The sequence below is a fragment of the Chryseobacterium sp. PET-29 genome, from assembly GCF_025736815.1.
GTDB lineage: Bacteria > Bacteroidota > Bacteroidia > Flavobacteriales > Weeksellaceae > Chryseobacterium > Chryseobacterium nepalense.
This window is the reverse complement of record NZ_CP107053.1, coordinates 1,577,198-1,590,993: the sequence shown is the minus strand read 5'-3', so window position 1 is coordinate 1,590,993 and position 13,796 is coordinate 1,577,198. Positions and strand designations below refer to the sequence as shown.

Genomic DNA, 13,796 nt, shown 5'->3' with positions numbered 1-13,796 from the left:
TTTTAGATCATTGAATGGTAGACCTTAAAGCCATCACGGTCTGAAAGGACCTGGACCTGGGTTTCGGCAAGGTTGAGGAATTGGTTGAATTGTTGTTTGAGCTTTAAAGCAGGATCTTCTTTCTTGTGTTTGGATTGAACATTATCTTCTTTTTCAGAAGGAGCTGCTGACAACTCTTTTATCTCATCGCCATGAATATTTTCTTGTTCAACCGAATGGTATTCCTTGAGTTCGTTTATTTCCGTTGAATGTCTATTATTTTCAGGCCTGGTCTCAAATGCATCTATATCCTGCTCGAATTCAAATTTCTGACGCCAGTGTTCTAAATCGTGCGGTTCATCAAATTCTTCGTCAGTTGTAGAAAACAGTTCCTTCTTATTAAATGAAGCGGGTGTATTGAGATGCTCCACATCATCGATGCTGACTGCTTTTATTTGATTTGTATTCTCTTCTGCAAAAGCTGTAAGGGCATATTCTTCACTTTCAGATTGTTTGGCGAGGCCATCCTTTTTCAGAAAAAGGTCGTAGACAATATTTCCTGCATAATACAGTAGATAAATGGCCAGGATAGTAAGAAATATTTTGATCATTGTAAGTGTTTTTAAAATCGTTAATGGTTATAAAGTAATTTCAAGCATTTGGTTGATGTGTTCGATCAGTTCATTGAAAGGGTGCTTGACCGCATACTTCTGTTCGTAGGTCAGTTTTCTGGTATCGACAGTCTGAAGACAGTTCCTTTTGAAAACAGGATTTTTCAGAAGCTTACCGTATTTCATAATTTCGGTATCCATTCCTTGCTGGTTTTGGTATTTATAGCCTTTGTCATATTTGGAACGGATGAATATTCGCTCTGCCTGGCTTTCAAGCAATCCCAAAAAGTTGATAAAGACCAGCGTCGATTTTGCGGAGACATTGGAATACTCAAATGGGATCACAATAAAATCACTGTAGATCAGAAGGTCGCTATACCGGGCGTCTAACGTTCCCGCAAGATCAAAAAGGTTGATATCATCGCTTTCTTTCATTTCGATCAGATGCTCAAGATCGGAGAAAGGCTGTTCATTGTCCTCATCAATAATCCTGACTTCATACAGTTTAGGCAGTTCTGATTCTTCATCTTCGATCCATTTGTGATAGAAAGATTTCTGAAAATCAAAATCGAACACATTGACCTTTCTTTCAGATATTCCCGAAATATAATTGGCAAAAGCAATCGCAAGTGTGGTTTTGCCTGTTCCTCCTTTTTGTGTTCCAAAGGTGATAATCATCTTTATTGTTGTTTTTTATCTCTTTTTTCTTCGCTTTTTCAATTCGTTCTCGGACGGGTCTTTTTCTGTTCCGGAAGATTTCATCCATTCAAAAATCATTTTGTTGACCGCTTGCTTTAGCTCGTTTTCGGTATTGTTTTCAGGCTGTTTTTCATCGATCAGTACAGTGTTGAGAAACTTTTGATACTGCTGTTCGCCGACCAAAGATTGCAGCTCTCCGACAAAGTGAAACCTGGCATGGATCGCGTAATATTTTCCTTTCTCGGATCTTAAAAGACTGACTTGATCTCCACCCTGACTTTTAAGATATTCTTTTACATCACTTCTGATGGCATTGAATGTTTCCCTGTTCTTCAGCTTTTTATTCTCAAACAGCATAAAATCGTTCAGCTCATTTCCAGGGTATCTTTCTTTCAGATATTTCAGCATTATCGTTTTGGTTTCCGCATTGGGAATGCTATAATCTTTCAGCTGTTCAAATATCCTTTTATCCATCGTAGCAGAAGTGAATTCAAACAATTCCCCCATCTTCATGATCTCACTGCCTTTATAAACTGTTGCTGTCTTATGATCGATCAACGTGTATCCGAAAGGCATTCGATCATCCTTATGATGAAATACGATGTCGATGCCGAAAGAGTCTCTTAGTTTTTTCTGTAGCTCACTTTCATATTCGATTTCCGGTTTCCAATGATCTTTCAGTTTTTCTATGGGAAGCATGGCTTCCTGTTTTCTGTAATCATCTACTCTAAACACTTTGTTTGAGTATAGCTGCCTATATTTTGAAAAAATGGCCCTGATCTGCCTGATCCGTCTCTCGCTTTCCTTATTGCTGAAAACAATTTGATCTGCCGAGATCCTTCGCTGCACAATGCCGTTTTTAGAAATGGTAATGGATTTTCCATCATTTGCGTTTTCGGTCAGTTGGTAACCATTTCTGTTGAGCAAAATTTTCAGCTGCTGAAAAGAGCCAATTTTGTAGTTTAAAAGTTGATTAAATTTTTCCTCTTCATTGATTCCGTAAAGTTTTTCCATCACTTCGGCCAAAGCTTTTTGGGCTTTTAGCTTTTCGTAGCTGTCATCGATCTTTTTCCCGGTTTGTTTATCCACCCTTGTGGAAACAATATGGATGTGATTGTTCTCCGTATCATGGTGAAAAACCACGATATATGGTTGCTGTCCGTAACCCATTTTATCCATAAAATCCTCGCTGATCGCTGCAAGTTCCTCTTTGTTATGCTCCTGAAATTTAGTGGATATCACCGCGTGGAATTGTGGTTTTTGTACCTTCTTGCTTTTCGATACCGCTTTGAGATAATCCCTGACCTGTTGCTTGCCACTGTCCTGATCGATGAATGACGGAAAATTCTTCATCAGCATCAGTTCTCCCTTTCCTTTATCTATCTTCTTATCGTTGTAATCTACTCCGGGAAAGTTTTCTCCTGCCGGCTTCATGAGCTTGACGATCATTTTGAAAGTAATGCGTAAATATTTTCAAATATTATATTCTGCTGTGCTTTCAGTTTTGCTATTTCTGTGAGCTGTGCGGAAAATACTTCTAATTGACTTTCCGAGATGAACTTCTGTCCGTTAACCACTCTTGCCAACTGATTGACATTGGTTTCGATCTTTACAAAGATGTTATCCTGTTTTTCAATGAACTCAAGAACCTTTCTTCTCTCATCATCCATAAGCCTTTTTTCTACAGAATCGATGATCAGGCTGGTCAAGGAAATATTTCGTTCCTTACATGTTTGTTTCCAGTTCTCTTTTGTTTCGTTTTTAATACGGAATAAGATCACTTCAGAATTCGTATTCCCATCTTTTTTCACGGTGAGCTCCAACTCGGAATGCCGTTCACACTTTTCAGGACGTAGGTTCCAACGGCTGGTGGCGGGGGAATGACTTCAGTAGCGAAACCAAAAGAACCATCGGACTTTGCCACTACTTTCTTTGTATAGGCAGAATCTCCGTCTGCATTGGGCATTTGTGAGGGCGTTACACTTAATTTGCCGTTGATATTCAGCCATCTTTCAGAAAAATCGCCTGAGATAAGGGCAAATTTGTAATCAGTATAGTTATTTGTTATACTATCCCAAAAACCATTCTGGTTTGTAGTGACAGGCGTAGAATGAATGGCCAGCTTGTTACTGACGCTTCTATCTCCGACGGCAGGGCTTCCTGCTCCCACACCAATAAAGATATTGTTCGACCCTGAGCGGTTTCCCGTTCCGGATAAATAGCCAATGGCGATATTATCATTTCCCGAAGTGATGTATGACATGGCGCCGGGTCCTATACCAATATTCCTGTTGCCGGATATGGTTCCGTTAGCAATACCGTTCAGTGCCGATACGCCCGCTCCGTAATTCAATTTCCCAGTCACCTTTCCCTGAGACATAGCATAAGCAAATGCTGAGTTCCCTTTGCCGGAGGTTATATTGGAATCTGTTGCCACGATGGTATTGTATTCACCGGTGATCGGACTTCTGGATTTTCCCAGGATATAATTTTCTTTCTGGTCAAAATCGAGTTTAAGGAAATCCTTTACGACAAGTTCTACCGTGGAAGTATTGCCTCTTAGTGCAACCGCTTCCAGTGGATCGTCTTTAGAGATCTCAAGCCACTGCTGTCCATCAAAGTAATACAGTCCCGATCTTGTCAGGTGAACTTCCTGTCCGGTTAGATTGGTTGCAGGAGAGGTCACGAATACGAAAGCTCCTTTTTGTGCCGCTGAATAGGTCTTTGCTGCTAATTCATTACCGGTAATGCGTGGCGGAATGATGCCGTCAAAATGATTTGCATCATTTGGTTTTCCGACCACTTCCAACGTAGCTTTTGGTGTCTGTGTATTAATACCGACCTGTGAAAACAGGTTAACAGTGACCAGTGCAAAAAGTAAGGTTAGGAAATTGTTTTTCATTGTTTGTTTTTTTGTTAAGGTTTATTGTGTTTTTAGAATCGTTCATCATTTTTCGAAATGCTGTTGATAGCATTTTGTATTGGCTTATTTTAAATGAGGTTTCGTCCAGCTTGAATATCCTTTGGCTTCGCCCACTGTATTGGAAGTTATGGCATTTAAAGTTGATGCCGGGATATGAATTGAATTGTTTTGCAGAAAAACGGACATCAGGGCTGTGGAGTTTTCCGTATGGAGCCAGGCGACGTCAGTAGGGAAGTATCCTATTTCATTACAGATATCAGAAATGTTCATGATGGCATCATCTGAAACAGGTTCGGACCCTGCTGTTCGTGAAACCAGAAATTTCACATTGATGATCCCGTCAATTTTTTTGAACGAGACTGCTCCCTCTAAGCCACCAAATTTTTTTGTTCCCAAACTGTAGAATTTCGTAGAGGTAGGATAAGTGTCCTTATGGTCCCAAAGTTTGACAGGCTCACTCCATTTGGAAGATGCCGTAAGTGGACTGTCTGTATTACGGTCAAAAATAAGGATCGTTTGATATTCTACCTTCTGATCGTTTTTTGCAGGTTGCCATAGTTTGCCGTCAAAATAATAGAGCCCAGGCTCTGAAATGTTGATGACCTGCCCGGACAATATGTAAGGCGGAAGTGTTACGAATAGTAGTGCACCCTTCTTTGAGATGGAATAGATTTTCTTTGAAAGCTGATCACCGGTGATGCTTGGTGGAATGATACCATCGTAATGATTAGGGTCGTCAGGTTTTCCGACGACCTGCAAGGTAGCTTCGGGATCTTGTGTATTGATGCCGACCTGCCCCGAGACGGATATCGTTAAAAGGCTAAAGAAAAAGTAAAGAAGTGTTTTCATCTTTTTTTGATTAAGATTTCTGTTGCAAAGTTGTAGCATTAAAACATTGAAAACAATAGTGTTAGAGGGGAGTGGATCAAATAAGAAGAATCTGGATTACTCTGTAGGCCGTGGAGATTAAAAAAGAATAATATGGAATCTAATAGCTTGTTTCAGGAAAAAAACGAGTTCCGAGGTCTTTTTGACTTTGAAAAAGGCAAGCTGTGATAAATGAACAGTAATATTTTAGAGGTTTAAAATATGATTATTATATACTTCAATGTACCAGATTGATTTTTTTGTAAAACTCAATCCACTTTTAAATAGTAAACTTGGATTATAAAGTTGGTATTAATTTAATATTTTTTGATTGGTACAGCCAAATATATACTTGTCAAAATAATTTGTACGATAAAGTATATTATCGCCTTATTTTTGGCAATGATATACTTTGGTGCACAAAATTATTCTTCTTGCTGTAACGGATTTTTAAGATCGGATAAGCGTACTATCTTATTGAATCCATGATTTACCATAAAATCCCAAAATCTGGAGAGAATACCGACAAGGTAACATTCACTGAAATGCTTGTTTGATCTTACTTCCGATCAGAACAAAAGGGATGATACCCACAGACAACAATGCCCAGAACCATAACGGATGAACGCTGCTTATCCATAGCCATAAGGCAACGAAGGTCATGGTGACTCCCGTTATATACTGCTGTCTGTTTTCCCCTCCGCATAGAGCAGTAACAATACCTCCTATGATACAGCTGAGGAAAACGCACACTAATTTGATCACCAGCTGGATGACATCATCAGAAGCCCAGGTCACCTGTTCAAAAAGTTCCAGAGAAGAAGGAAACAAAATGCCCTGTATTTTAGCAAGTACCGAACTTAAAAAACCGATGGTCCCAAACCCGATGACGACGGAAAGTACTTTTTTGAAGCTCATCTTTTAATTGATCTTAAAATTCAACTGCTCTTCATTAAGTACAATGGGATCGGTCATTATTCTTTTCAGTTCGATGTCGGATGCAGACCTGAAAGAGTCGACAAACCGGTCAAGCTTCTGCACATCAGCAGGGATGAATGAAGAGGCATTATTTCTGGCATTGCCCTGGAATTTGCGGATGATGGGCTGCATCAATATATTATAATTGTTGCAGGCGGATGTTAGATCATAGGGCGTTTTGCTGATAAAATGAGATAATGCCTTTGCTCCGTAGATTGAGAGCGAGGCTCCCATCCCGGAAAGGGCAGTGGGGCAGTACCCGGCGTCACCCAGCAGCACCATATTTCCATTAACCAGACTGGGTGCGTTTACCATTCCCATCTTATCGACGAACATTAGGCCTTCCTCTGCAAAACGGGTGAGAAGATCTCTTGTCTCGATGCTGTAATCACTGAAAGAGCTTTGTAATAGTTCTGCCGACCTTTGCTTTATCGTTGCAATATCACCCTTATGATGGATGTAACACTGGATTGCGATTTCGTTGTTTGCAATCGGGTAGATAGAGAGCATTTTATTTACATCAATATAGACCTTAAAGGAGCCTACAGGATACGGATGTTCCGTCTGCAATCTTCCACCCATGTACAACGTATTGAAGTCTTCCATGTGTGAATCGGTAAAATAGCGTTCCCGTGTTGAAGAACGTAAGCCTTCAGATATAATTACAAGATCTGCTTCCATCCGAGATCCATCAGAAAGTGTCACCTCGGTTCTATTATCCGTCGAAGTGATCTCGGAGATCGTTGTGTCGAAAAGAATGTTTACATGGCCTTTTAGATTTTCATATAAGACATGGTGAAGTCCGCCGCGGGAGATCAACACCGAACGTTCAATATTCTCATTCATTTTTTCATAACTGATGCGTTGGATGACCTGCTCATCTTTTTCCAGGAAACTTACGAACTCGGATGGAGAAGATGCCGCCTGCAATTCGTCCATCAAGCCAAGTTCTTCAATGATCCGGACGCCGAAACTCTTCAGGGAAATTAGAAAACCTGCCTTTGTAAAAGATAAAGCCCTGTCGATCACCGTAACATGATGGCCCTGCGCTGATAGCAATTTTGCGGCCGTCAATCCCGCAATTCCGCCACCGGATATTAAAATGTTCTTTTTCATTTCTATAATTTTTTAAATGCTTATTGCAAAATTAGTTTTACATTTAAGTATAAAATAGTCCTGTTCGTAATAAAAATAGTCCATAAAAATGAATTTATCTGAAAACAAAAAACAGATGCTTGATCTGGCAGAGAAATTGGGAATGCCTGCATCCGACTTCAGTGACAACCTGGACCTTTTGCGGCTTAATGAGGTCCACATTGTCGATATGCTTCCGGAAATGCTGCTGATGATTCGTTCTGTGGTCGCTAAGGAAACCTTTACATATAAGAGAAAGCCTATTAATGCTGCAAAAAGGGGTCTGCTTTTTTCTTTCCAGAACATTTCCGGCCATTCTTCAGATAATGATGAGAAACAGTATCAGGTAAAATCACTTCAAGTACGGCCTCATGTCCGGATAAGTCCTCTCCACCTTGAAAGTGAAGTGGTGTTTCCGAAAGGATCTACGATCAGCCAGATCACTATACTGATCGAACTTGATTTTCTCAGAAATTTTATCGGAAAAGATCAGGACACATTCGGTTATCTTTTCAATGAAGAAAAAACTTTATTGATCGAAGAATTTATGTCGCCTGGCATGGCCTACCTGGTTAATGAGATCGCAGGGATTCCTGAGACGGGTATCCTTTCTGAAGCTTATTACAAATTGAAAGCATTGGAGCTGCTTTACCTGCTCTTTAAAAATCTATCCAAAAGACAGCATGTCAAATATCAAAGTCTCCGTAGTGATGAGATAGAAGCAGTTTACCGTGTCAGGGATGCGGTTTCATCTTCGCTCGAACGACCATTGACGCAGGAGGAACTGGTGAGGGTCAGTGGGATGAACGTGCTCAAACTCAGAAAGCTTTTTACGCAGATCTTTGGAAAGGGCATCTATGAGTATGGCCAATACCTGAGGATGCAGGAGGCAGCGAGACTGATGAGGGAGAAGCATCTTTCGGTCTCAGAAACCGGATATCAGCTAGGCTTTACCAATCTGAGTTATTTCGGAAGGTTGTTTGAGCAGCATTTTGGCATGAAACCCAAGAAATGGAGTGCGCAGCATCGGTTGAAAGGCAAATAAGTTTCTGTACAATAATCGTAAATAGAATACGGCAATCCATAAATTATATTTTGTAACATTGAGATATTGCAGATGAGATCACAAATAAATCAATTAGAATATTTATCACTTAAACCCGACGAACGACTTAAGCATATAGTAGAAAGTATCTGGATGGTAAAAAATCATAATGATGAAAAAAAAGAAGGGATCATCGTTCCGGACGGGAAAATAGATCTATTCCTTTTTTTAGGAGAAGATGCGGATTTTGAGATCTTTATATGTGGAATTTGCACTAGGCCTGTCAGCAAACCGCCATTCCCTAGACGGGAGTTAGCTAATAATATTTGCTTGATCGATCTTTAAAATTCAAATTATAATATAAAACTAAGTTTATGGCAATTAAAACAAGAGTTTACTCAAGCAAAATTTAACTTTAATTTGTAATAAGTAAAATAATTTGTACAGTAAAGTATATCATCGCCATGATCAATAAGGTATCTGATTCTTCTTTAACTTTAAGGACACTTTTTTAATCTGTGGTACAATAATCAGAATGATGATTATAGAAATAACGCCAATCAGTATCAGAGTATAATAATCACGCGTTGCGCGGGCCAATATCTGCTGTCCTACCATTTTATTAAGATAAGCCGTCGACAGGACCTTTGAAGTATACATGTCATTACCTCCCATGACATATTGATTTTGGATATCAAGTAAAGTAACAGGTAATTGAGGATTGATCTCAGTTATCGATTCCCTTATTTTTTCCCTGACCGCTGACTTTGCAAATAATTGAAGTTCATTGCTGAATGCCAGACTTGCAGTAAAACCCAGGAACCTAGCCAATATTCCGAGGAGTGAAGCATTCACAGCAATGGTTGGAGGGGCAGATGAATTTGTAAATGAGACTATCGGAACAAACAGAACGCCTGTTGCAACGCCATATATAAACATAGGAAATATGAAATCAATGGTTTCTCCCTGTACAGAAACAAATAATATTATGTAAACATAATACACCGCCATTATCACAAAACCTATAATAATGATTTTGATGAGGTTGAAACCCATCAATACAAACCTTGAGGTGACGAACATACTTATAACAGTTCCCACAATCACAGCCATCCATATTGGAATAGTACTAAGTGGATCAGTACCAAGAATAACTTCCAGATAGCCGTAAGCAAGTCCTGTACTGCCTTTGAAAATATAGAACGTAAAAAGCATTAATAGTCCTATAACGAAATTCTTTGCTTTGAAGATCTGCAGGTTGATCAATGGTCGTTTAAGCTGTAGCTCTCTGATGATAAATACCGAAAGAGTAATTAGGATAAACAATATTAAAATAAATATTAAAGGACTGTCGAGCCATCCCAATTGTCTTCCATAGACAAATAGATAACCTAATAGTAATATCAATGATGCATATAAAAGATAGCCTATCCAATCCAATTGATACAGAGGTATCTTTTTGGTAAATCTTGCTTTACCATTCATTGTTAGCAGTACAACAGATGCCAGTGTAACGAGTATTACAGTGTATCCGTAGAATAACCAGTTGAAATCGAAGAAATGAAGTACTATACTTGTATAGATAGAATATAGTGGTGCAGCGATCTGTATACTCCCGTAAAGAAGGCTGTAAGCAATAACCTGGGCACGCATCGAATGTAACCTCGGAAAAATTAACTGTAAAACAATGCCGGACATCAAAGCGCAGGTGATTCCCTGAACAAACTGACACACCATAAACAACGTATAATCTTTGAAATGAAAACAGATCAACGAACATATTGCATTAAGTGCGATTGCTGTCAGCAAGTACTTCCTTGCCTCAAAATATTTCACGATACGAACATCAAGCGCCAGAAAAGCCACGGTCGAACCATACAAGATCACCATTCCAAATTGTACATCAGTGGATTGTATCCCATAATAACCCATCGCTGCAACAGGACTGCCGTAAAAAGCGAAACCGAAAAGACATGTCATCAGGATGGCGAATATGATGGATCTTGCCATCCATTCGGATACCCAAGATTTGAAAACCGGTATTTTATGAGTCTGCATTATCAATTTTTTAAAATATAGACATTAGCATTCATCCCCGCAGAAAGTTTTTCTAATCTTTCAGGCTTATCCGTCAGTTTGATCCGCACAGGAATCCGTTGGATGATCTTCACAAAATTACCTGTCGCGTTATCAGGAGGAAGTAATGAATAACGGGAACCTGTCGTCGGTGAAAGTGATTCGATCACACCGTTGAACTTTTCATTGGGGAAAGCATCTACTTCTATGGATACGGCTTGCCCTGTTTTGAACTGGCCAACCTGTGTCTCCTTGAAATTGGCCATCACCCATTTTTCTTCTGCTTTGTTGACTAAAAATGCCAAAGTCTGTCCTGGTTGTATCAGTTGTCCTTCCTGAATGGTCTTTTTACCAATTTGTCCGTCGAAAGGTGCAGTAATGACCGTATACCGAACGTCCAGTTCCTGCCTCTGGAGCAGTGCTTCTTTGATTTTGATCTCTGCCTTTATAGCATTACGCTGCGCTCTGAAATCATTTAATTTAGATTCGGCAACCTGCAAAGAAGCTTTTGCCTGATTATAATCAGACTGCGCGATTGACAAAGCGGCACTGATGTTGTCGAATTTCTGTTGAGTGGTAGATTCATCAGCCAGTAGATTTTTATAGCGGTCAAATTCTTTTTGCTGCTGATCCAATCTTACTTTGGCAGCTGTCAATTGGGCTTTAATAACTTCAATATTTTTAATTTGTGTTTCTTCATTGGCCGCCAGGATTGGTAATTTTGCCTCTGAGCTCATCATTTCAGCGGATGCTGCATTTCTTTTAAGTCCATATTCGTCTACTTCGATAGTAACAAGCGTGTCACCTTTTTTAACCTGCTGATTATCTTTAAAATATATTTTACTGATATAGCCGCCTACTTTTGCATTTATAGGGGATAGGTATGCATCGACCTGCGCATCATTGGTCTGTTCATAGCGGTATCCTTTTAAGAAATAATTTATTCCCCAAATAATTGCTCCGATCAATAAGGCAATGCCGACCCATTTGGTAAGATTGACGATTATTTTATCTGTTTTATTGTTGTTCATAATTTTTATATTTAAAGAATTCCTACGATCGCCAGTAGTCTGATATGGTTGAGTTGTACGTTGGTCTGTGCGGTGGCTAGATTAAATTTCGCTTCCAGTAAAGCATTTTCGGCTTCTAAAAGATCGGTCAGCAAAGATTCCTGATTGAGATAGCTGCTCCTGATCACCCGAACGGTTTCCGTTGTTTTTGCGATGTTTTTTACGGCTGTTTCCACAGCTTCCAATGCCTGTTGTTCTTGCAGACAGGCTTCTTTTATCTGAAGGGAAATTTCATCCTTCCTGATCTCTGCCTTTTCCTTTGCCTGATCATTGACCATCTGCGAACGAGCGATGGAATGCTTGATCTTGTACAGATTATCGATAGAGAACTGTATTTTGATTCCCGTCTGACCAAAACCCCAAAGATCATTAGAGTACGGATAAAATGAGATCTGCGGGTAGGTATAATTGTAATTGGAGTACAGGAAAACTTTGGGCAGGACTGAAGCTTTGACCTGTTTAATATTGAATTCACTCAATTTGATGTCGCTGTTAGCGATCTTATATTCGGGTGAATTGTTAAAAGCAATATTTATATAATCATTGTAATCCGGTGCTGTGACAGACTCTGATTCAACAACATTTTGATAGCTGATGGTGAATTCTGTTTCATTTTCACGACCCATCAGGATATTAAGACGCTGTTTGGCGATTGCGATCTTTTTTTTTACCTCCGAAAGACTTAGTTCAAGTTGTGATAATTTTACTGAAGTTCTCAGTACGTCACTCTTCAGCACGATTCCGTTTTTATGGAGACTTTCTATAAGCGACAGCTGTTTCTTTTCCGTTTCGATCTCGGCATCAAGAAAATCATTGAAGTGCAGCAATTTATACAAATCAAAATAAGCCACTGCAACATTGTATTTTACATTGTGCTTTTGCAGTTCAGATTCATATCCTTTTCGAATCTCTTCTTCCTCCTTGATGGCGACATTTCTTCTATCCTTTCCACCATTGAAAAGGTTAAAGTTCAAATTGTATCCTACACCATAACCATATCCTTTGACAGGTACATTCTGCGGGGAAGAGAATAATCCATTGTCATAGATCAGAAACTTGGAATTAAGCTTTACATCTCCTCCCAACGAAAGTTCCGGCAGCAAGCGGTCTTTGGCTTCCAGTACTTCTAAAGCACTTTGTTGACGATTAAGGTCAGAGAGCTTTAGTGTGCGATTATTAGCTTCGGCGATTTTCCACATCTCGTCCAAACTAAGGGTTTGGACATTTTCGGTATGTTGTGCCTTAAGAGATGGTGAACATAAGAACAGCATTATTCCAATAATTGGAACTGTTGAAAAGTTTTTCATCAATTTTTATTTTTAGCAGTTAACCATTCTTTAACCATCTTCTTCAATTCATCAAATACCAGCGTTACATTGACGATAGGCAGAAAAGGGCCGGAATAGGAATAATTGCCCGAAAACCAATCGCGGATATTTATGTCAATGCCCTTCTCATAAGAGAAACTTTGACTGTCAAAAGTTTTGTCTTGTGTCTCGGAATTAATCCGTTTATGGCTGTTTAAAGTGTTGTTTTTCATAATGGCTGCATTATTTTATACAGCAAAATTATCGAAGAAGCCTTTTTGTTATTTTATATAATTAGCCTAATATTTGTTATATTTGGCCATATGGAACTTCTTAGTCAATTGATCAACATTGTCGATCAAAATCCTGATTCGATCCTGGTGATGCGGCAACAGACAGAACAGCGATTGCCTTTACATCAGCATGATAAAGCTCAGCTGTTATTGGTCTATGGCGGGATCGCATATCTGCAGACAGAAGAAAAGGATTTTTATATTCCTTCCAATCATTATATCTGGATACCCGAGAATTATCCTCATAACCTGATGTTCAATTCTCAGGATCTATTTATCATCAATATCTATTTTCCGGGTGAAAAAGAAAATGGTTTTTACGATGAGTTGGGTATTTATCCTGTAAGTAAGTTGTTATCGGAAATGCTGTCATTTAGTGAGAAGTGGCAGGGCGATTACCATAAAGGTTCTTTTGAGTTTGAATTTCTATCAATCCTTAAAAAATTGCTTTCCAAAGAAAACCTTAAAAAGTTCTCTATTCAGTTACCGACGACAGACGATCAGCGGCTGAATACCATAACCGATAGTCTTAGAATGCGCTTGCATGAAAATCTTAGTTTAGAAAGCACAGCAAAGCTATTTGGAATGAGTGTGAGAAGTTTGACCAGATTGTTTCAAACGAAACTCCACATCACTTTTATTCAGTATATCAAAATGCTTAGGATTATCAGGGCTATGGAATTAATAAAAACTACCGATCTGAACATGACAGAAATAGCCTACGAGGTTGGCTATTCCAACATCTCAGCATTCAGCAATAATTTTTTACAACTGACCAATATGCGTCCTTCCGAATTTAGGATGTCGTCTTAAA

Annotated in this window: 15 protein-coding genes; 3 read left to right on the top strand and 12 right to left on the bottom strand. The window is 39.2% G+C overall.

Features of this window, described 5'->3' with window-relative positions:
- Window positions 1-2 precede the first annotated feature (2 nt).
- The 8 genes from ODE14_RS06925 to ODE14_RS06890 form a co-directional block, all read right to left on the bottom strand.
- Window positions 3-590 (bottom strand): hypothetical protein, encoded by a 588-nt coding sequence (locus ODE14_RS06925; protein ID WP_263603487.1) that lies wholly within the window; start codon window positions 588-590, stop codon window positions 3-5.
- Between the two features lie 27 nt (window positions 591-617).
- Window positions 618-1,268 carry a ParA family protein gene (locus ODE14_RS06920; protein ID WP_263603486.1) on the bottom strand — a complete coding sequence of 217 codons (651 nt, stop codon included), beginning with the start codon at window positions 1,266-1,268 and terminating at the stop codon, window positions 618-620.
- Window positions 1,269-1,283: 15 nt separating this feature from the next.
- On the bottom strand, window positions 1,284-2,738 hold the full coding sequence (locus ODE14_RS06915; RefSeq protein WP_263603485.1) for a relaxase/mobilization nuclease domain-containing protein: 1,455 nt from the start codon (window positions 2,736-2,738) through the stop codon (window positions 1,284-1,286).
- Entirely contained in the window at window positions 2,735-3,100 is a 366-nt protein-coding gene (locus ODE14_RS06910) for a plasmid mobilization relaxosome protein MobC (RefSeq protein WP_241613749.1), read from the bottom strand. Before ODE14_RS06910 ends, ODE14_RS06915 begins: the two co-directional genes overlap by 4 nt.
- Entirely contained in the window at window positions 3,097-4,191 is a 1,095-nt protein-coding gene (locus ODE14_RS06905; protein WP_241613748.1) for a hypothetical protein, read from the bottom strand. The genes ODE14_RS06910 and ODE14_RS06905 overlap by 4 nt, the downstream gene beginning before the upstream one ends.
- A gap of 84 nt (window positions 4,192-4,275) precedes the next feature.
- Window positions 4,276-5,061 carry a hypothetical protein gene (locus ODE14_RS06900; protein WP_263603484.1) on the bottom strand — a complete coding sequence of 262 codons (786 nt, stop codon included), beginning with the start codon at window positions 5,059-5,061 and terminating at the stop codon, window positions 4,276-4,278.
- 555 nt (window positions 5,062-5,616) lie between these two features.
- A complete protein-coding gene (locus tag ODE14_RS06895) occupies window positions 5,617-5,997 on the bottom strand; it encodes a hypothetical protein (protein ID WP_263603483.1) in 381 nt (126 codons plus the stop codon).
- 3 nt (window positions 5,998-6,000) lie between these two features.
- On the bottom strand, window positions 6,001-7,173 hold the full coding sequence (locus tag ODE14_RS06890; protein WP_263603482.1) for an FAD-dependent monooxygenase: 1,173 nt from the start codon (window positions 7,171-7,173) through the stop codon (window positions 6,001-6,003).
- Between the two features lie 88 nt (window positions 7,174-7,261).
- Between ODE14_RS06890 and ODE14_RS06885 the strand changes: the two genes are divergently transcribed.
- Together ODE14_RS06885 and ODE14_RS18730 are read left to right on the top strand one after the other, a co-directional pair.
- Entirely contained in the window at window positions 7,262-8,236 is a 975-nt protein-coding gene (locus ODE14_RS06885) for a helix-turn-helix transcriptional regulator (RefSeq protein WP_263603481.1), read from the top strand.
- Between the two features lie 72 nt (window positions 8,237-8,308).
- Entirely contained in the window at window positions 8,309-8,581 is a 273-nt protein-coding gene (locus ODE14_RS18730; protein WP_307305547.1) for a DUF6597 domain-containing transcriptional factor, read from the top strand.
- 123 nt (window positions 8,582-8,704) lie between these two features.
- Here ODE14_RS18730 and ODE14_RS06880 read toward each other — a convergent pair whose 3' ends face one another.
- Genes ODE14_RS06880 through ODE14_RS06865 form a run of 4 tightly spaced genes read right to left on the bottom strand, consistent with a single transcriptional unit; the run spans window position 8,705 to window position 12,922 of the window.
- Window positions 8,705-10,294, bottom strand: a complete 1,590-nt coding sequence (locus ODE14_RS06880) for an MFS transporter (protein WP_263603480.1) — start codon at window positions 10,292-10,294, stop codon at window positions 8,705-8,707.
- 2 nt (window positions 10,295-10,296) lie between these two features.
- The gene (locus tag ODE14_RS06875) at window positions 10,297-11,343 is read right to left on the bottom strand and encodes an HlyD family secretion protein (RefSeq protein ID WP_263603479.1); all 1,047 of its coding nucleotides are present in this window, start codon (window positions 11,341-11,343) and stop codon (window positions 10,297-10,299) included.
- A gap of 11 nt (window positions 11,344-11,354) precedes the next feature.
- Window positions 11,355-12,689 (bottom strand): TolC family protein, encoded by a 1,335-nt coding sequence (locus ODE14_RS06870; RefSeq protein ID WP_263603478.1) that lies wholly within the window; start codon window positions 12,687-12,689, stop codon window positions 11,355-11,357.
- Window positions 12,689-12,922: a hypothetical protein gene (locus ODE14_RS06865; protein WP_263603477.1), complete on the bottom strand. Its 234-nt coding sequence runs from the start codon at window positions 12,920-12,922 to the stop codon at window positions 12,689-12,691. Before ODE14_RS06865 ends, ODE14_RS06870 begins: the two co-directional genes overlap by 1 nt.
- A gap of 90 nt (window positions 12,923-13,012) precedes the next feature.
- Between ODE14_RS06865 and ODE14_RS06860 the strand changes: the two genes are divergently transcribed.
- Window positions 13,013-13,795, top strand: a complete 783-nt coding sequence (locus tag ODE14_RS06860; protein WP_263603476.1) for a helix-turn-helix transcriptional regulator — start codon at window positions 13,013-13,015, stop codon at window positions 13,793-13,795.
- Window position 13,796 lies beyond the last annotated feature (1 nt).